The sequence below is a fragment of the Brachybacterium sp. AOP25-B2-12 genome (assembly GCF_052378625.1).
Classification (GTDB): Bacteria; Actinomycetota; Actinomycetes; order Actinomycetales; family Dermabacteraceae; genus Brachybacterium.
Window position 1 is genome coordinate 209,173 of sequence record NZ_JBQSXW010000004.1, and the last position, 19,809, is coordinate 228,981.

Annotated in this window: 9 protein-coding genes; all 9 read right to left on the minus strand. The window is 72.7% G+C overall.

Features of this window, described 5'->3' with window-relative positions; genetic code table 11:
• Window positions 1–86: 86 nt before the first annotated feature.
• Window positions 87–1,691, minus strand: a complete 1,605-nt coding sequence (locus tag ACT3TZ_RS04925; protein ID WP_444582274.1) for a serine/threonine-protein kinase — start codon at window positions 1,689–1,691, stop codon at window positions 87–89.
• A complete protein-coding gene (locus ACT3TZ_RS04930) occupies window positions 1,688–4,399 on the minus strand; it encodes an FHA domain-containing protein (RefSeq protein WP_444582275.1) in 2,712 nt (903 codons plus the stop codon). The genes ACT3TZ_RS04925 and ACT3TZ_RS04930 overlap by 4 nt, the downstream gene beginning before the upstream one ends.
• Window positions 4,396–5,262 (minus strand): PP2C family protein-serine/threonine phosphatase, encoded by an 867-nt coding sequence (locus ACT3TZ_RS04935; protein ID WP_444582276.1) that lies wholly within the window; start codon window positions 5,260–5,262, stop codon window positions 4,396–4,398. The genes ACT3TZ_RS04930 and ACT3TZ_RS04935 overlap by 4 nt, the downstream gene beginning before the upstream one ends.
• Window positions 5,259–7,412, minus strand: a complete 2,154-nt coding sequence (locus tag ACT3TZ_RS04940) for an RDD family protein (RefSeq protein WP_444582277.1) — start codon at window positions 7,410–7,412, stop codon at window positions 5,259–5,261. Before ACT3TZ_RS04940 ends, ACT3TZ_RS04935 begins: the two co-directional genes overlap by 4 nt.
• A complete protein-coding gene (locus tag ACT3TZ_RS04945) occupies window positions 7,409–9,823 on the minus strand; it encodes a transglutaminaseTgpA domain-containing protein (protein WP_444582278.1) in 2,415 nt (804 codons plus the stop codon). Before ACT3TZ_RS04945 ends, ACT3TZ_RS04940 begins: the two co-directional genes overlap by 4 nt.
• The gene (locus ACT3TZ_RS04950) at window positions 9,820–11,109 is read right to left on the minus strand and encodes a DUF58 domain-containing protein (RefSeq protein WP_444582279.1); all 1,290 of its coding nucleotides are present in this window, start codon (window positions 11,107–11,109) and stop codon (window positions 9,820–9,822) included. Before ACT3TZ_RS04950 ends, ACT3TZ_RS04945 begins: the two co-directional genes overlap by 4 nt.
• Window positions 11,106–12,080, minus strand: coding sequence for an AAA family ATPase (locus ACT3TZ_RS04955; RefSeq protein ID WP_444582280.1), 975 nt, complete (start codon window positions 12,078–12,080; stop codon window positions 11,106–11,108). Before ACT3TZ_RS04955 ends, ACT3TZ_RS04950 begins: the two co-directional genes overlap by 4 nt.
• Window positions 12,081–12,110: 30 nt before the next feature.
• Window positions 12,111–18,263, minus strand: a complete 6,153-nt coding sequence (locus tag ACT3TZ_RS04960) for an Ig-like domain-containing protein (RefSeq protein WP_444582281.1) — start codon at window positions 18,261–18,263, stop codon at window positions 12,111–12,113.
• A 237-nt stretch (window positions 18,264–18,500) separates the two neighbouring features.
• Window positions 18,501–19,511 (minus strand): polyprenyl synthetase family protein, encoded by a 1,011-nt coding sequence (locus tag ACT3TZ_RS04965; RefSeq protein ID WP_444582282.1) that lies wholly within the window; start codon window positions 19,509–19,511, stop codon window positions 18,501–18,503.
• Window positions 19,512–19,809 lie beyond the last annotated feature (298 nt).

Here is a 19,809-nt window from a genome sequence, read left to right on the forward strand (position 1 = left end):
CTCGCCCGCGTGCGCCGTGCGCCGCGGAGTGCTCGGCCGCGCGCGCCGCGCGGCCGTCGTCGTCCGGGACCTGCCGGGCCCGGGGCTCACAGGCAGCCCTGCGCAGGTTCGCTCACACGGCCCGAGGGCTTGGCGACCGCCACCGTGGCGCACAGCCGCTCCTGACCGGGCGGCACGTTGAGCACGATCGCCTGGCGGCCCTTGACCGTGTGCGAGCCCGTGAACTGGGCGTACTGCTGGCCGGAGACCTGCCACTGGACCGTGTAGTAGTCCGTCGCGGTCAGCCCCTCCGGAGGCGTCCACGTGATGCGGGCCTTCTGCTCCGCGGTGCCCTCGGGCAGCGCGATCATCTCGATGCGCACGTCCGTCGGCGGGACCGGCGGCCCCTCGTCGATCGCGACCGGACTCGGCGACGCCGTCGGGACCTCCTCCACGGCGGAGGGGAACCATATCCGGACGGCGAACACGGCGCCGAGGCCCAGCGCGATCACGGCGACCGCCGCGATCGACACCCCGAGCCAGGCCGGGACCCGCGGCCCCGGGTCCGCCTCCGGGAGCGGCGCCGCAGGTCCCGTGCCCGGAGGCGGGAGCGGCCGCTGGATCGTGGGGTTGGTCGTGTCCGGGAGCACGGAGGCGCCCGTGGACCTCGCGGAAAGGGCGCCCTGCCCACGGGCGGGGGCGATGCCCGCGAAGGGATCCAGGGAGCGCGGGGCCGCCGCGGCGCCGCCCTCGGGATCCACCGTGCGGATCGCCCGGATCCGGGTGTGGGCGTCGAGATCGTCCTCCTCGACGTCACGGCTCGGCGCGCCGCCGCGCTCGTCGAGCACGTCCATGGCCGTGACCGGCAGCGCGAGCTCGATCTCGATCTGCTGGAGCGCCCGGCCCAGCGCGAGGGCGCTGTCGTACCGCGCCGCCGGGTCCTTGGCCATCGCGACCGAGAGCACGCGGTTCAGCGACGCCGGGATGTCGGGGCGGGTCAGCGGCGGCAGCGGGGCATGGGTGATCCGGGAGATGAGCTCGTCGGCCGTGTTGCGCCGCTGCTGGCTCTCGAAGGGGGAACGCCCCGCCAGGAGCGAGTACACGCTCGCCGCGAGGGCGAAGATGTCGCTGCGGACGTCGGCGCGCGGCACGTCCGCGAACACCTCGGGCGGCGACCACGGGATCGACATGCCGGCGCTGTCCTCGAGATCACCGCTCTCGCCGCCCGCGATGGAGATGCCGAAGTCGGTCAGCGCCGGCCGGTTGTACTCGGTGACGAGGATGTTGGCGGGCTTGATGTCGCGGTGCAGGATCCCGGCGCGATGGGCGGTCTCGACGGCGCCCGCCACCTGCACGCCGACGCGCAGGGCCTCGGCGACGGCGATCCGGTCCGCCCGGAAGCGCACGCCGTAGTTGGGGCGCGGGCAGTACTCCATGACGATGTACGGACGGCCATCGGCCGAGACGTCCGCGTGGTGGATCGTGACGATCGACGGGTGCGTCGACAGCGCCGCCATGACGTTGGACTCGGTCTCGAACTGACGCCGGACGCTGGGCTCCCCGAAACCCGCGAGGAGCACCTTGACGGCCACCTCGCGCTGCGGCATCTCCTGGCGATAGAGGAACACGTCGGCGAACCCGCCGCTGCCCAGGAGCGAGACGTACTCGTGGCCCGGCAGCGCGGGGGGCGGCGAGGGCGGTCGTCGGCTCATGGGAGCTCCGAGAAGCGCACGGCGACCCCGTCGCCGAGGTCGATCACGTCCCCGTCCACGAGCACGACGCCCTCCTGGGCGCGCAGGCGCACGGGGTCCTGCTGGGCGCGCATGAGCCGGCTGCCGTTGGTCGTGGCGAGGTCCACCGCCAGGACGTGCCAGCCCTCGAGACGGATCTCGAGGTGGGACCGGGAGATGTCCTGCTGCGGGCTCGCGACCGTCACGAGCTGCGGCACCCCGTCGCCGCTGACCCGCGTCGCCCGGGGCCGCCGGCCGATGACCACGGCACGGTCCAGACGGATCGTGCCCCCGGAGGAGAGGTCCAGGCGGCCGAGCGGGGGACGCGGCGTGGCCCGGACGGGCCCGGACAGCGGCGCGCCGCACACGCGGCACTGCGCACGATCCGGCGGACTCGGATGCCCCTGGGGGCAGATGAGGGCGGAGATCGTGGCCGGGCCGCGGGAGGCGGTCATGGGCTGGCTGGTCGGTCCTCGACCGGCTCCTGCGTCCGCGGGCGCCGCCGTGCCGCCGGAGCCCGGACCGCCGTGTCCCGGCCAGCTGCGGCCGGGCGTGCCGGGGGTCGCCGGGGTGCTCCGGGCACGCGACGGTGTGGCGGCGGCCCCGACGGGTCGGCGCGGCGGGGCCGCGGGCGGCGGGACCGCCGCGGGGCGGGGCGGGGCCGGGGTCGTCGCCGGGGCGCCGGGCGCCCGGGAGGTCGCCGAGGGGCCGGGGGCCCGGGGCGCCGCCGAGGGAGCGGGTGCCTGCGGGGGCCGCGCCGCGGACGCCGGTGGCACAGGGCCCCCGCCCACCGCGCGCGGGGCGGGGGTGGGGGTCACGGGCCTGCCGACTCCCGGCACCCAGTCGATGAACTCGGGCGCGGGCTCGTCGAGGGGGTCCCCCCCGGCCGCGTCCGCAGCACCGATATCGGGCGGGCTCTCGGCGACGGCCGCGGCCGGATGCACGAGCCCCCCGGGCGCAGGAGGCTCCGTGGTCTCCTCGGGCGGGGCCCCGGCGCGGACGGCGGCATCCTCGATCGTGCGATGGACGGTCTCCCCGAACAGGATGTCGTAGGGCGATGCCGCGGGCTCGTCGAGCGCCGGCCGTGCGGAGGGTGCCTCCGCCTCTCCGTGACGATACGCGGCGGGGCGCACGGCGGCGCCACGCGTCGGGGCGTGCTCCGGCTGCGCCGGGGACGGGACTCCGGCGGACGCCGCCGGGACGGGCACCGGGGGCCGAGACAAAACAGGAGCAGGAGCAGGAGCAGGCTCGGCCTCGGACTCCGCGGCGAGGAACTCCCGGGTCGGCTCGGATCCGAGGGACGCGCGCGCCGCGGGATCCTGCGTGACGTCGAGGTCCCGGAGCCGGTCGGCCGGGTCCTGTGTCGGGGCCGAGGGGCGAGGAGGCTCGGACGGAGCTGCGGGCCGTTCGGCCGCTCGCGGGGAGGCCGCTCGGTCGAACAGCGAGGTGGCCACGAGACGGCGACGGCCGGTGTCCCGTGCCGCATGCCTCGCCGGCGCGGGGGGCGCCGGGGAGGGAGCAGGGGCCGGGGACGGCACAGGAGATGGGGTCGGCCCAGGCGACGGGGACGGGACCGGAGCAGTCGACGGTGACGGTGCGGCGGGCGCCGCGGCAGGGGGCGGGGGCGTCGTCGGGACGGCGGTGGCCGACGCGACGTCAGGTGCCATACCGGGCAGGTTCTCGGGTGCAGCGGGAGGATCGGATGCAGCGGGCGCGGCGAGCTCGACGGCAGGGGCCCGCTCCGAATCCGGGGCGGGGGTCCTCTCGGGTTCGAGGGCAGGGACAGGGGCCCGCTCCGGCGCTGGGGCGGGGGTCCGCCCGGGTTCTGGGGCAGGCACCCGTGCCGGCTCTGGGACGTCGGCTCGCTCGGGTTCAGGGGCCGGGGCGGGCGCGGCAGTCGGGGCGGGCGACTCGATGGTCGGGGCGGGCGCGGGGGGCTCGGACTCGCTCGCGAAGAGGTCGGCGAAGACGTTGGGCGCCTCGGGCGCGGGAGCCGGCGCAGCCGCCGCAGGGCGCGGTGCGGCGGGTGCGGCAGCGGCGGCCGTGCTCGGGCCGGCGGACGGTGCGGCCCTGGCAGGGGTCGGTGCCCGGCGCGGTCGGCGCTCGGGCGGAGGCTTCTGCGCCTCGCGCTTCTTCGTCTCGGGGTCCGCGATCGAGCGCCCGTCCTCGGCGACGACCGCCGCCAGCGCCGCCGACGCCCCGTCGTCGAGGTCTGCCGATGCCGCGGTCATGTGCACGAATCCTCGGATCCGGACGATCCCCGTCTCGACGTGCAGCCCTCCTGGTCCCTCCTCCGCCGGGAGATCGCCGAAGGCGACCCGCAGGGCGCCGGGGGCGGTGCGCGTCTCGACCTGGCCCGCCTCCTTGGCCGCCACGAGATCGGCCGCGCCGCCGGAGTAGACGGCGATCGGCGAGGTGCCCCGGACGCCCACGAAGGTGGTGTCCTCCGCCAGATGGCCCCAGATGACGCTCGGCAGCTCGTCGCGTGACTCGAGCCCGCAGCCCTGCGCGAGACGGTCGAGGAAGTCGTCGCCCGTGGGCGGGCTCGCGAGCTCGGCCCAGGCGGCGTCGATGAGCGTCTTGCGCACTCCCGGCACGAGCACGACGAAGCCCTGCTCACGGCGCACCAGCGTGGCCGGACCGGGCTGGTAGTGGGTGCCGGGGCCCAGCAGGGGCGCCGTCTCGGTCACGGCCGGTCGTCCTCGGGGGTCGCCGGGGAGCGCGGCCAGGTGTCCTCGGAGTCCGCGTGCCGTCGCGCCCCGGTCGGGCCCGAGCCCGGCACCGTGTCCTCGTCGCCGATCGCGAGGGCCTCGACGACCACGACCGTGATGTTGTCGTGCCCGCCGCCCGCCAGGGCCAGGTCGACCAGAGCGTCGCAGGCGTCCTGCGGCGAGACGTCGCTCTCCAGCACCCGCTGGATCGAGGGGTCCGGGACCTCGCCGCTCAGGCCGTCCGAGCACACGAGCAGGCGATCGCCCGGCTCGGCGGGGATCAGCCAGTAGTCCGGGTCGCTCTCGGGCCCGGCGCCGAGCGCGCGGGTGATCATGTGCCGATAGGGGTGGACCTTGGCCTCGTCCTCGGTGATCTCGCCGCGGTCCATCAGCTCCTGGACCACGCTGTGGTCCACGCTGATCTGCTCGAAGATCCCCTCGGAGTCCCGATAGACCCTCGAATCGCCGAGGTTCAGCACGACCCAGTAGCCCACCTCGTCGATCTCCATCGTGGCGACCAGCGCGACCGTGGTCCCGGCGGACAGCGGTCCGCCATCGCTGAGGTCGTCGATGCGGCCAGCCGCGGTGTGCAGGGCGGACCCGAGGTCCTCGATCGTCAGGGTGGAGCCATCGACCAGGCGACCGAACTCCTCGACGGCGATCGCGCTCGCGACCTCCCCGGCGTCGTGCCCACCCATCCCGTCGGCCACGAGGAACAGCGGCGGGGTGGTCAGGAAGCTGTCCTCGTTGATCGAGCGGACCAGACCCAGGTGCGTCGCAGAACCCCACTCCACGGTGATCCGCCCGGACACCGCCGTGCCGGCGCGGTGTCCGTCGCTCACCGCAGGAGCTCCACGACGAGCGTGCGGTCCCCGAGCGCGAGCTCGGCGCCGGTTTCGATGCGCGTGGGGCTCCCGGGCTCGATGGTGACCGTGGAGCCGTCGGGGCGGCGCAACGAGGTGCCGTTGGTGGACCCCAGATCGCTGACGAGGATCGCATCGTCGGAGACCTCGAGCAGCAGATGCACCTTGGAGACCGAGCGGGTCGAGTCGGCGACGGCGAGCACCGAGGTCGCGGGATACTCACCGGTGGGATTGCGCCCGACGACCACCGGTGCGGTCAGCTCTTGGGAATCCTCGCCGTCAATGCCGACCCGCAACCGTGGTGTCCGGTTCACGAGAGGACGGGAGATCCGCGTGCGTTCGAGGTCCTCGAGGTCCTCCACGGCGCGGGTCGCGTCGAGCCCGTGGGCCTGCGAGGAGACCGCGCCGAGATCCTCCGGTGCGGAGGGCGGCACGGCGGACCACGGGTCCCGTGCGGGCTCGGACTGCTCCGGCGCCTGGGATCGGATCGGGTCCACGTAGCCGTCCGCCGGGTAGCGATCCTCGGCGAACGGGGACTGGGCGAACGGGGACTGGGGGACATCGTCCTGCGGGAGCTGCTGCTGCGGGACGGCCGGTGCAGACTCCGCAGGACGCGCCTCCTCGTGGGCGGATCCGGACCAGGCCGGCTGCCCCGGACCGGGGTCCGGTGAGCCCCAGGCCGAGCTCTGGGGCGCCGCGGCCGCGGCAGGGGTCCCCCAGGGTGACGGCGGCGGGACGGGATCCGCGGACGCCGGTTCCGGAGAGCCCCACGCGCTCGGCGGGGACGCCTGCGGCTGCTGGGGGGCCTGGGGCGGATACGGGGGCTGCGACGAGGGCCGGGGCTCGTGACCGTGCTGCGACGGCGAACCCCATGGGGTGCCGTATGCACCGGGCTCCGACGCGGGAACGGGCGCCGCCGGGGCGTGCTGTCCGTGCACCTCCGAAGGACCCTGCCCCTGTCCTTGCCCCCGGGTCTGACCCTGTCCCTGGGCCTGACCATGGCGCTGGCCAGGGTGCTGGGCCGCAGGGGCGGGCCAGGATGCGGCGGGGTCCTCGACGTGCCGGGCATCCGCGCGGGACTCCCCGGTCGAGGGCGCCCACGGCGAGCGCTCGATCACGCCGTCGGACACCGCCTCGGGACCCGAGGTCTCCCAGCCCGTCGCGTATACCGGTGCCTCGGAGGAGCCGATCCCCCACGGCGTCCCGGGCTGCGACATGAGGTTGTCGTGCGCCGCGACGGCAGAGGGGCCCTGCGGGATGTAGTGGGCATCGGCGTGGCGGGCGTAGTCGTCGGGCCGTGCGAGCAGCGGATTGCGGCCGGTGCGGATCCCGAGCACGATCGAATCGACGGCTCGGTCATGGAGCCCGCGACGGGTCCGGGCGTCGACCAGGATCATCACGATCGCCACGAGCTGGACCACGGGGATCCCCAGGAGGATCGCCCGTCCCAGCGCGCGCAGGAAGCCGATGGTCCGCCCCGAGCTCATCCGGACGGCGCGCAGCCCCAGGATCGCCTTGCCGGGCGTGAATCCGCGCTGGCCCTGGAGCCACGCGAACACCAGCCAGACGGCGAGGACGAGCGCGGCACCGATCCCGGTGAGGATCTGCGCCAGGAGGTCCGCCTGGGCATTGACGCCGATGAGGACGAGTCCCACCAGCAGCGGGACCGCGAGCAGGCTCGAGATGACGCCGTCGATCAGGGCGGCGCCGAGGCGCTGCAGGAGACCGGCCGGCTCGCATCCGTCGAGGGGCGGATCGAGCTGGCCGCTCGGCGCCGGGTTCGAGGCGGGGGGCGCCGACCAGGACGGGGTGGGCGAGGCGCTGGTGGTGGACATCCGTCGATCGTACTGGTCGTCCGTGGGACGCACCGTCGTCGCGCCCGGTCTGGGGGGCCGCAGGGACTCGCGGGAGACGAGCTCGATGCGGTCCTCGTCGTCGACGCGAGGGCTCTCGGTGCTCGCCGGCGCGCGGCGCGGGGGCGGTCCGGACGACCACGCCTGGGGCGCCTCCGTCGGCCGCTTCTCGAACGGGGATGCCGTCAGGCGCGTCCCGCACTCCCCGCAGAGCGCGGCCTCGGCGGTCAGCAGCGCGCCGCAGGTGCTGCAGTACCGCGGTGGGCTCGGGGTCATGTCGTCCTCCTCGTCCGGGAGCCGGCCCGGGGGCGACGCGGCCGTCGGGCTTCGCTGCGCCACGGCCGGAAGGACCGCAGCGAGAGGTGGCCCAGCAGACGCCGGACCGGACCGCGCTCGGCGCCCATCGTGCGGCGGGCGCTGCGGACCTGCGTCCAGTATTCCTCCACGGCCCCGTCGGGTGCCTGCCCGGGCCCGAAGACGCCGAGGTCCGCGAGGGCTCCGAGCCGTCCGAGGTCCGCGCGGGGGAACTGCACGGACAGCGCCGCGGCGACCTCGCGCCGGGTCGAGCGCGGAGGCGGTGGTCGGCCCAGGTCACGGGACCAGTCCAGGATCTCGAGCCACCCGCCCTGGATGCGCGTCGAGGGCGGCCCCGTGGAGTGCCGACGTCGCCGACGCACCGCCTTGGTGACGACGATCGCCGCGAGGAACAGCACGACGGCCAGGACGACGCTCCCGGCGATGATCAGGCCGATCACCCATCCCGGCGTCGGCTCCTCCTCGGGCTCGGCGCGCGGCCCGGAGTCCCCGACCAGGACGGGCGGCAGGCGCGGCGGCTCGATCGGCGGGGGCGGCGGCTGGGCCACCTGGGGCTTGGGCTGGTCGACGATCTGCTTCTCGGGCTCCGTCGGCGTCCGGATGTCGTCGGGCTTGGGGTCGAAACGCACCCAGCCGACGCCCTCGAACTTCACCTCGACCCAGGCGGTGACGGCGTTGCCGGTCACCGCGCGCGTCTCCTCCTCGGTGTCGGGCACGGTGAAGCCCATGACCACCCGCGCGGGGATCCCGTCCGACCGGGCGAGCAGAGCGGTGAGCGCCGCGAGCTGCTCCTCGTCACCGATCAGGCCGGTCGGGGTCGCCGCCGGGTCATCGGCGTTCATCCCCATGTTCTCCAGCATCGACAGCAGGCGCGCCTCGCCGTGCCCGGGCATCGACGGCGTCTCCCCCTCGAGCCCATGGGTGTAGGCCGCCTGGTCCTTGATGGCCTGGGTGAGGGTCTGCATCCTCAGGTAGTCATTGGGCTGATCGGCCATGTACTCCCTGGCCTTGGCGGCGACCTTGGGATCCAGGTCCGGCACCTCGGGCAGGTCCACGCGGGCGAAGCGCAGCTCCTGCTTCTGCTGAGGAGTGGGTTCGACGTACGGGGTGTACTGCACCGCGTACGCGTCGCCGGTGCGGAGGCCCTCGCGATCCACGAGCGTCGAGGTCGAACGGTTGACGTAGAAGTTCTCGGCGATGTCGGCGGAGCCGTCCCCGACGGGGTCCAGGCGGCTCGAGGAGCTGCCGAGCGAGGGCATCCACACCCGGTCGTACGCACCGATCCGGAACGTCGCGGTGCGTGTGGACGCACCCGGCGTCTCGTACTCGACGCCCGTGGCGGTGCGCAGGAACGCCCCGCTGGCACTGTCCTTGTCGTCGGTGCCGGCGACGTTGAACACTTCGCCGTCGTAGTCGTCCATGACCGCGAGCGTGACGCGCTCCCCGCGCTGGGCTCCCGTCACGGAGAACAGCTCGATGTCGCGCTGGTTCTTGAGGTAGCCGCGGAACTGTGCCAGCGGCGAGGTGTAGTCGTACAGGTCCAGCGGGGGCTTGATGGTGTCGCGCAGCGCGTAGCGGGCCTGGCCCTCCGGTGGGGCCAGCTGACGCTGCAGCCCGATGCCCACCCCGGCGGCCAGCGCGAGGATCAGCGCCCCGCCGATGACGCGGCGTCGCAGCACGGGGTTCTTCCACGATCCGGGGCGGACGGTGTCCGAGATGATCGTGGAGTGCGCGGACACGAGGCGGTCGCTCTCGTACCGCCAGCACACCCAGGCCACGGAGACGGCCGCGAACAGCACGCCGCGCAGCACCGGGGCCGTGGCCTCGGTGGTGCCGAAGACGATGGACAGCCCCAGCAGCGCCAGGGGGAACAGCCACGCCACCAGGTAGCGCCGGGTGCGCAGCACGATGGTGAAGGCGCCCAGGGCCAGCAGGAGCATCGCGAGCCAGATCACCATGAGCACGCCCTGGGCGACGCCCACGGGCGGAGCCATCGTGACGATGACCCGCCAGGCCAGGGCCGGGGCGGTGAGCAGCTCGAGCAGGGAGCCGAGGGACGGGATCACGCCGAGGATCGCGTGGGAGGGCGCCGCGAACGCTGTCCCCAGCAGCAGGTGCACCCCGATCACGAGGAGGGAGGTGCGCAGCAGTCCCCAGGACCAGCGGGCGCCGATCAGGGCGATGATCAGCGCGAATCCGAGCGCGGCGAACCCGGTGACGAGGTACTGGATGCCGCCGTAGGCCGTCTGGAAGCCGAACAGGGCGATGCCCAGCAGCACGGACAGCGCCACGAGGTCGACGGCGCGCGACGGGCGGCGCCCGGGCAGAGCGGCCGGCGCCGGGGCGCTGGGCAGCGTCGTCGAGGTGCTCATCGGGACACCGTCCGCAGGGCGCGGGAGAGCTGGTCGAGCTGTCCGACGGTCACGAGGTCCAGGGTGCCGATCGCCGAGCGGCGCACGCTCTCCTGATCGGCGCAGCGGATCGCCACGGTGCCGACCCCCGGCGGGATCTGGGTGCCGGCGGCCATCAGCTCGGCGGGCGTCGCTCCGGACCCCACCACGAAGATCACGGCGGACGCGCTCGGAGCCGTGTCGGCGGCGCTGCGGCCCAGGTCGCGGAGGGTGGCGCGACCGCGGACCACCTCGACCACCGTGTAGTCGTCCATGAGGCGCCGGTACGTGTCGACGTGCAGGTGGTTGCCGATCGACAGCGGGGTGAGGTCCTTCTCCTCGCGGAGGGTCTGGGAGGACAGGGATGCCGCGACGGACACCGCGAGCTCGAACTCCTCCTCGTGGGCGTAGTGGGTGGCGTCGTTGGCCAGGGCCACCACGATGTGGGAACGGCGGGTCTCCTCGAACTGACGGACCATCAGGCTGCCGGTGCGGGCGGTCGTCTTCCAGTGGACGTGGCGCAGGTCGTCACCGCTCTGGTAGGCGCGCAGGGCGTGGAAGGCGATGTCGGAGGAGGAGAGCGCGGAGGACGGGGTGCCCTCGAGGTCGCGGAGGTACCCGGTGTCGAATCCTTCGAGGCGCACGGTGCGGGGGTGCACGAAGACCTCCTGGGAGCGCGCCCACGTCACCTGGCGGCGCATCAGGCCCAGCGGATCGTCGCGGACCGAGCGCACGGGGCCGACCTTCAGCACGGTGCGGCGCCGGGTCGGGATCGCGAACAGCTCCTCGTGGCTGTGATCGGGTCCGAGCCGGGGCACGAGGAACTGTGCGGTCGCGGTCCCCACGGCGAGCTCGATGCGCGAGGGCAGCATCATGCGGGACGAGGCGTTGGCGACCTCGACGCGGCCGATCGCCCGCTCCCCCACCACGACCCGGCGGCTGGAGAGGTCCATCGTCACCCGGTACGAGGCCCGTCCGAGGACGAACACCGCGGCGACCAGGAGCGGGACCGCGAGCACGACGGCGATCATCGTCAGCTCGGCGACGTTCAGCGTGACCCCGCCGATGGCGCACACGAGAGCCCCGCCGGCGACGGCCCACCCCACCGGCGAGACGACGCCGAGGACGGGGGCGATCCGGCGGCGGTACAGGATCCGGATGCGCCGCAGGACCCGGGCGGCCTTCTCCCGAAGGTTCGCGGCGCGTGGGAGCGGACGTCGCCGCAGACGTGCACGGCGGCGCCGGGGGGCGGTCTGGGGCTCGGTCATGCGCTCTGCTGCCGCGCCTGCGGCGGCGCCACCTCGCTCAGGATCTTCGACATGACGGTGTCGGCGCTGGCCCCGGCGAACTCCGCCTCGGCGTCGAGCACGAAGCGGTGCAGCCACACGGGCTTGACGATCTCCTTGATGTCGTCGGGCACGACGTAGTGGCGGCCGTGCATCGCCGCCCACACCTTGACCGCGCGCATGAGGGCCAGCGCCCCGCGGATCGAGACGCCCACGCGCACCTCCGGTGCCAGCCTGGTCTCCTCCATGAGGCGCGAGACGTACTCGAGGACGGCGGCGTCCACGTGGACGGTCGAGGCGAGCTCGGACATGTCGGCGACGGCCTGCAGCGAGATCATCGGCGTGATCTGCTCGGAGCGGTCCCGGATCGAGGAGCCCTGGAGGATCTGCACCGCCGAGGCGTGATCGGGATACCCCAGCGACGTCTTCATGAGGAAGCGGTCCAGCTGCGCCTCGGGGAGGCGGTAGGTGCCCGCCTGCTCGATGGGGTTCTGGGTGGCGATGACGAGGAACGGTGCGGGCACGTCGTACGTGGTGCCGTCGACCGTGACCCGGGACTCCTCCATGACCTCGAGCATCGCCGACTGCGTCTTCGGGGACGCCCGGTTGATCTCGTCGGCCAGCACGATGTTCGCGAACACCGGTCCCTTGTGGAAGTCGAAGGACTTCGCACCCTGGTCGTAGATGGTCACGCCGGTGACGTCGCTGGGCAGCAGGTCCGGGGTGAACTGGATGCGGGAGCTGGTGCCCTTGACGGTCGCGGCGATCGCCCGGGCCAGCGAGGTCTTGCCCGTGCCCGGGGCGTCCTCGAGCAGCACGTGGCCCGGCGCGAGCATCGACGTCAGCACGAGGCGCACGACGTCGTTCTTGCCGATCACGGCCCGGCCGACACCCGCGACGAGCTTGTCGAAGGTGTCGGCGAACCAGCGTGCCTGTTCGGGGGTCATGGACATGTGGGGATTCCTTTGCGGAGTGTCGAGGGGTCAGCCGGGCGAGGATCCACGAACGACCTCTTTCCCGTCGATGCGGACGATGAGCGGGTCGTTGAGACTCGCCGGGTTCCCGAAGTAGTAGCGATTGCCCGGAAGGGTGTACTTTCCGCTTCCATCGGGCGAGATCTGCACAGTCGTGTAGTTCTCCGCTCCCTTGTGCGAGAACGTCATGGTGTGACTTCCCGGCGGCAGGTTCTCGACCGTGAAGGTGAAGTAGTAGCAGCCGCCCTTCTCGCACCCTTCCTGCGGGCCCGTCCCGCCCTGCCACACGATCCCCCCGGGGACCGTGGGCTCGGAGCGCGGCGCATTCGTGGTCGCGCTGTTGGTGGCCGTGCGTTCCTTCCCGTTGGTCGCCCGGACCTCCATGGTCAGTGCCTGGCCACTGCCACCGGTCGCCGTCACGGGTCCCGAGTAGGTCCGCCACCCCCCACCGATGTTGTACTCCAGCTTGGCCGGGGGCGCCCCGCCGTCGCCGTTGAGCGATGCGGTGAACACGACGGTGCACGAGGTCTGGCTCGAGCACTGCCCTGCCTGCCCGGAGACCGAGGGCCTGCCCGGGTCGGTGTAGGGACGCGCAGGTGCTGATTCCGCGGACAGCTGGCTCTGACCATCGGGATTCCCGTTGTCGGCCTGGACCCGGAAACGGTAGTCGGTGCCGTTCCTGAGCCCGTCGATGACGACTTCCCGCGTGTTCGCGTCGACCGTCCGTGAGCCGCCGGCCCAGGTGATGCGGTAGGTCTTCAGCGTGGTGCCGTTGCTGTTGGCCTCTTGCCACTTCACGGTCACCTTGCCGCTGGGGTCGCTGTCGAGGACCGTCGCGGTCGGTGCCGGCGGCGCGTCGGGCACGGAGTGGGGCAGCACGGAGTTGGAGGCCTTCGAGGCGCCGGGGCCGCGGCCCACGGAATTCACGCCGGTGTAGGTGAACGTGTAGTTGGTGTTGGGATCGAGCTCGTTGAACGTCACCGACGTCTGGCCCGCGTCCACCGTGCGCTCCTGACCGCCGGAGGACCGGACGACGTACTGGGTGATGGGTTCGCCGTTGGCCTCGTCCCGGGACATGGCCGGGAACTCGACCGTGACGACCCGTCCGGCCCGGATGTTCTCCCGCGATGCGCGCGGCGTGCCCGCAGGGGTCTTGGGCAGGCCTGCGGGGTGCTGGGCCGCCGACCACGCCGACCACGCCGAGGGCTCCTTCGCGCCGTTGGAGGCTCGGATCCGGAACCGGTAGTCCACGCCGTTGGTCAGGCCCGACCAGCGGGTCGTCCGCGTCCCGGGACCGAACTCCCGGGTCTCAGTGGCGCCGGTGGGTCCGGAGATCTGCAGCTCGTAGCCCGTCAGGGCGCTGCCCCGGTTGGCCGGCGGCGACCACGTCACGTCCAGCTCGCCGTCGAGCCGGACCGTCGCCGGCGCCGCCGGCGGATCAGGACGCACGTCCGGCCGCGCGACGGCCGAGGCGCTCGAGGCCGGGGACTCCCCCACCGCGTTCACGGCGACCACGGTGAACGAGTACTCCGCACCGTTGGTCAGCCCCGTCAGGCCGCACGTCGTCGAGCCGCACTCCGCCGAGACCGCGGGCCCCGAGGCCTGCCGCACGATATATCCGGTGATGGGTGCGCCGTTGTCCCGGCCCGCCACGAACGTCAGCTCGACCGTGCCATCACCCTCCTGCAGGATCCGCGGTGCCGACGGCGCCTCCGGCACGTCCCGCACGTTCGCGGTGATGGTGCCCGTGGCCATCCGCGCCTCTTCGCCCGTCGCGTCCTTGACCCGGTAGGTCACGGTCGCGACGCCGTGGAAGCCGGGCTGGGCGGACAGCACGACCTGGTTGTCCTGGACGTGGGCGGACACGTCACCGGCGACGGTGGTCGCGTCGACCACCTCGAGGTCCTTCTCCGGGAACGGGTTGAAGTCGTTGTCGATCACCGGGACGGTCGCATCCGTCCCGACGTCGACGGTGACCGTGTCGGCGGCCGTCTGCGGCTTCAGACGCTCGGATCCCGTGACGGTGATCCGTGCGGTCGCGGACTGCGGCTCGTTGGTGCCGTCGGACGCGGTGAAGGGGATCTCCAGCACGGTCCCGATCTCGGCGTCGGGGGCGGCCTGGACGGTGATGACCGAACCTCCCTGCTGGGCGACGGTCACCCCCGGCGGCTGCGCGTGCTCGCCGATCGTGAACGTCAGCGGATCACCCTCGGGGTCCTCGGCGCCGGCGGCCAGGTCGACCGCGACGGCGGCCTCCCCCTTGGGGACGTCGAACGCCGCACCGCGCACGGTCGGCGGGAGATTCTGCTCCGACGTCACGACGATCGGCACCTGCAGCGTGCCCTGGGCGCCCGCGGGATCCGCCGGATCATCGCTGTCGGTGACCGGGACGGTGATGGTGTCCTCGCCCGCGTAGTCCGCGGCCGCCGTGTAGCGGAGGGTGTGCGGATCGACCACCAGGTCGCCGCCGTCGTTGTGCGCGGCCTTGGCGGCGGTGAGGTCCGTGATGGTGGTGCCTGCCGCCCCGGCGCGGACGCGGACGTTCTCGGGGTCGCGGAGGTCGATGTCCACCGGCTGACCCGCACGGGCCTGCACCGGACCCCCGACCCACCGCGGGATCTGGGAGTTACGACCCGGCACCCAGATGAACGCCGAGGACGACTTCCCGTCCTGATCCGTGATCGTGTACCGGATCCGCTGCTGCTCATCGGCCTTGGGAACATGCACGATCCCCGTCGGCAGGACCTCGGCACCCTCGGGGCCACCATCCTCCAGCACCGGGACCAGACCCTCCACCGACCCATCCGGATCCTGATCATTGGCCAGCACGTCCACCGGCACCGTGTCCGAGGACTGATCGGTGACCTCCGTGGCATCGACGTAATCGTCCCGGGCGATCGGAGCCTGCAGCTCCGCGTCCTCGTCCACGATCACCGTGGCCGCCCCCGGCGCCGACAGCTGCCCGTCCGTGGCCCCGTAGGGCACCGAATAGCTGCCCGGCTCCATCGGCGCGGTCGTGTCCAGCGACGGGATCCGCTTCTCGTCCACCGGCGGCGCCAGCACGATCCCCGGTCCCGGCGTCGTCAGCGACCGGTCGATCTGCAACGGCTCCCCCTCGGGATCCGTGTCGTTGGCCAGCAAATGCATCTGCAACGCACGACCCGGACGCACCATGATCGTGTCCGCCCGCGTCACCGGCGGCAGATTCTGCGCGGACGGCTTCGCGATGCCGACCGTGATCTGGGCGGTGCCCACGGCCCCCTGGGAATCCATCACCTGATAGGTGATCGTGTCCGTCCCGCTCGAGGTCTCGTACGCCTGGTACTCGATGTACTCCCCGGTCGCGCGGACCACGCGCCCCAGGGTCGGCGGATCCCCGGTGAGACCCGTCAGCAACGTCGAGTCGCCGTCGGGGTCGATGCCGGAGGTCCGCACAGGGATCCGTGCGGTGGTCCCGGCAAGGGTGCGGGCCTCGGAGTTCTCCGGGACCGGCGCATCGTTGGGGTCGCTCTCCGGGACGATCTGCAACGTCACCGTGCTGGACCCCGTCCGGCCGGTCTCATCCGTCGCGACATACCCGAACGTCACCTCCCCCGAGGTGCCGGGGGCGGCACGGAACCGCGCCTGGTCCTCGACGATCTCCACCTCACCACGACCCGCCAGGCCGCTCTGGTCGACCGAGGTGAGGGTCAGCTGCGAAGCACTCGGAGACCGGTCGTTGTCCAGCACGGGGATCTTCACCACATCACCGGCCCGCACCGTCGACCGATCCGGCACCGCCACCGGATTCGCGAACTGCGTATCCGGCGGCACCACCATCACCCGCAACGTCCCCGTCGCCGTGCCCGTCGCGTTCGAGATCTGGTACGGGACGACGATCGGGGCATCCCCGATGGGGGCGTCGGGGGCGGCCTCGACCCGCAGCAGGTGATGGTCCAGCACCGTGACGATCAGCCCGGTGGCGGGGTCCGCCTGCGCCGAGTTCACGACGAGGACACCGCCGGTGGGGTCGACATCGTTCGCGATGGGGTCCACGAGCGTGCTGCGCCCCGAGGTCACCAGGGCGATGTCGTCGACGGGCACGGGGTTCATGGCCTCGGCGGTCGGCGCCTCGATGTCCACGCGGATGAGGCCCTGCACGGTGTCGGCGCCGGCACCGGCCTGATAGGTGACGTACGCCGGGCCGGGGATGTCCCCGCGGATGTCCACGGTCCCGGCCTCGAGGTCCGGCGTCACCGTGAGGTTCTCGGCACCGCCGACGAAGGCGAGGTCGAGCTCGCCGCCCCCGGGGTTGAGGTCGTTGACGAGCGGCTCGAGCTGGACGGTGCGTCCCGCGATCACCTGCAGATGATCCGGCGTGGTCACCGGGGGCAAGGCATGGTCGGCCGAGACGGTGAAGATCATCTCGGTGTTCGACGTACCGCCCCGCATGTCGCGGAAGGTCAACCGCACCGACTTGTCCCCGGTCGTGAGTCCCGCATCGTTGAACGTCAGGAGCCCGTCGGGCCGGAACGTGACGATGTCGTCCGTGCTGTCGATGTGGGCTGCGGCCAGATAGAAGGCATCGCCGTCGGGGTCCCGGAAGTGGGGCGCGACGTTGTAGCTGACGGTGGCGCCCTGGGCGATGGTCAGGCGGGGGACGCTGCCGTCGACGGGCTGCGGACCCTCGTTGACCTCCGGCGGGCGGACCTCGAGGGTGACCACCGCAGTCGCCGTGCCGCCCCGGCCGTCTGCTGCCTCATAGGAGAAGGACGCCGTGCCCGCGGCCTCGGGGGCGACCACGATCTGCAGACTCGTACCGCCCTGGATCGGGGTCACCGCACCGATCGCGGGCTGGTCCGAGGGGGTGACGACCAGGATGTCGCCGTCGGGGTCGGTGTCGTTCTGGGTGACGGGCAGGACCACCGTGGCCCCGGGCCGCACGCCGAAGGTGTCCGGGTTGGCGACGGGGAAGCGGTTCTCCTCACGCTGGTCGGGGGCGACGTTGGTGACGCTCGACGTCAACGTCTCCTTCTTCTCCTCCTCGACCTGGTCGGTCTTCAGCTCGGTCTTCAGATCCCACTGCTCGACGATCTGCATCTTGTCGGCGATCATCCAGGACAGGCCGTCGTCCTGATCGTTGAGGACCACCAGCTCGTGGTTGACCCGCAGGGCGAGGTTGGCCTCGGGGCCGGCACGATCGATCGCACCGCCCGTGGCGTCGGCCGACCCGCACTGCGTCAGGTAGGTGTTGGCGCCCTTCCAGGCCCCGTAGATGCATCCCGCGGCCTGGACCGGCGCCACCGGCTGACCGTTGCCCGAGCTCTTGGACCGCTGTGCCTTGCCCCCGGACAGCGGGACCTTCACCAGCGAATCGCTCGTGGCCAGCAGCACCTCCGTGCCATGCACGCTCGGCTGCTGCAGCACCGCCGACCCCGCATCGGCGACACCCGCATCGGACAGGGACACGTGCTTCGCGTCGTCCCCGATGACGAGGGCGCCCTTCTCCCCGTCGAGGACCACCGGGACGTCGTCGACGACCGTGAGGGACAGCGTGTCGTCCGATCCGACGTCGCCCAGCTCGATCGTGCGCTGAGCGTTCTCGGGGACCGCGGGGGTCGCCAGGGATCGGTCGAAGACCCGCAGGGTGCCCTTGTCGAGCGCGTAGACGGTGCCGTCGTGGCCCACCACGACCGGACCCGCGCCGGCGAGCTCGGCCGTCGGAGCCAGGCCGGTGGGATCGAAGGCACCCATCTGATCGGCGGTGAGGACCCACAGCTTCCCGTCGCCCATCCGGACGGCCACGCGGTCACCGCCGACGGCGACCACGTCGCTCGGGGCGAGCTCGATCTGTCCCTCCAGGCGCAGCGCCGCCGCATTGACGCGCTCGGCACCCCGGGTGGTGCGGGTGAACACTGTGGAATCGGACTGCTGGATGTCCGCGGCGCTGTCCGTCTGCAGCTTGGCATCGAGCTCCTGGGCATCGACGTTGATGCGACCCACGAGCCCCTTGGAGCCGTTCATGACCCAGACGCCGCCGTTGTTGGCGTCGACCTCCGAGACGGCGTACCCATCGCTGCGGACGGCGAAGATCGTGATCACGATCGCCAGGACCACCAGGAAGGCGAGCGTCGCGATCGTGACCTTCCGAGGTCGATGCAGGGCGGCGCCGGTCCTCGCCATGCGTCTGCCTCCCCCGTGTCCCCACGCGCGCGTCCCCCGACCGACGGCGGCGACCCCCGCCGACGTGATGTCGCGCACGCGCGTGACCGGGCAAGAATAGCGAGCGGGTCGGGCCGCCGCAAAGGTCGACGTCAGGGCCGCGGTGTAGGCGCGGCATACCTCTGTCATACACGAGGTGTCACGGCAATGGACCGGACTCGGGCGCGCAGAACGAAGCCCACCCCGGACCGCGCCCGGTCAGCTCGTCCGGACGACGAGGCCCGTGGTGAAGGCGATGAGCGAGTCCCGCACGGGACCGGCGGGGAGCTCACGGAGGATCTCGATAGCCTCGGCCGCGGTGGAGGTGGCCATCGCCTCGGTCTCCTCGACGGAGGGGTCCTCCCGCAACAGCTCGACGGCACGTGCGAGGCGGGCGTCGTCACTGAGGTCGTCATCGAGCACGGAGAGCAGCTCGGTGGTCGCCGGAGTGTCGTCTCCCTGTGACGCCCGCGCACGCAACAGCAGGGTCGGCATGGTCGGGACTCCCTCGCGCAGGTCCGTACCGGGAGTCTTCCCCGATGCGGAACCGTCGCTGCGCAGGTCCAGGACGTCGTCGGCGAGCTGGAAGGCGACGCCCACGCGCTCTCCGTAGCGGCGCAGGATCTCCGATGTGCCGGCAGGCGCGTGTGCCTGGAGGGCGGAGAGCTCTCCGGCCGAGGCGATGAGGGACGCGGTCTTGTCCGAGAGGATGCCCAGGTAGTGCTGGAACGGATCCTCGCCGTCGTGCGGGCCGACGGTCTCGTGCAACTGCCCCATGCACAGCCGCTCGAAGGTGTGGGCGTGGATCCTCACCGCGTCGGGGCCGAGATCCGCGCTCAGCGCGCTCGCGCGGGCGAACAGGAAGTCACCGGTGAGGATGGCGACCGAGTTCCCCCACAGCTCATGGGCCGTGCGGGCGCCCCGGCGGGTGCTCGCGTCGTCCATCACGTCGTCGTGGTAGAGCGTGGCGAGGTGGGTGAGCTCGATGAGCACGGCCGTGTCGATGACCTCGGGACGATCGATGTCCCCGAGGGCGGCCGCGAGAAGGACGAGCACCGGACGGACCCGCTTGCCGCCGGCGTCCAGAAGATGCCGGGATGTCCATCGCGCGAGGGCGTCGTCCGTGCGGACGACCTCGTGCAGCCGACGCTCGACGATCTCGAGCTTCGACTCGACGACCGCGGCGAGGCTCTCATCCACATCAGGGACGAACGCGAGCGACGGGGTCATCGGTCTCCTCATTCAGGACGCACGGCATGGACGTCGGTCTCCGGGCGGGCCGAGGACCTGATGCCGCGCAGGGGACGCGACCGGCTCGATCCTACCGTGCGAGCAGGGAGTCAGGGCTGTGTGGGGAAGTGGGGGAACGTCACCCCTGACGTCGTGGCGCGGGGCGCGCCGCCAACCCGCCGACGTGCCCATCACGCCGAGGAGTCCTGCAACGCGCAGCTCTCGGCAGCGGACCTCGACCACTCCCCCATCCCGTCAGGGCGACAGGTCGGCAGATCGACAGGGGGACACTGCCACG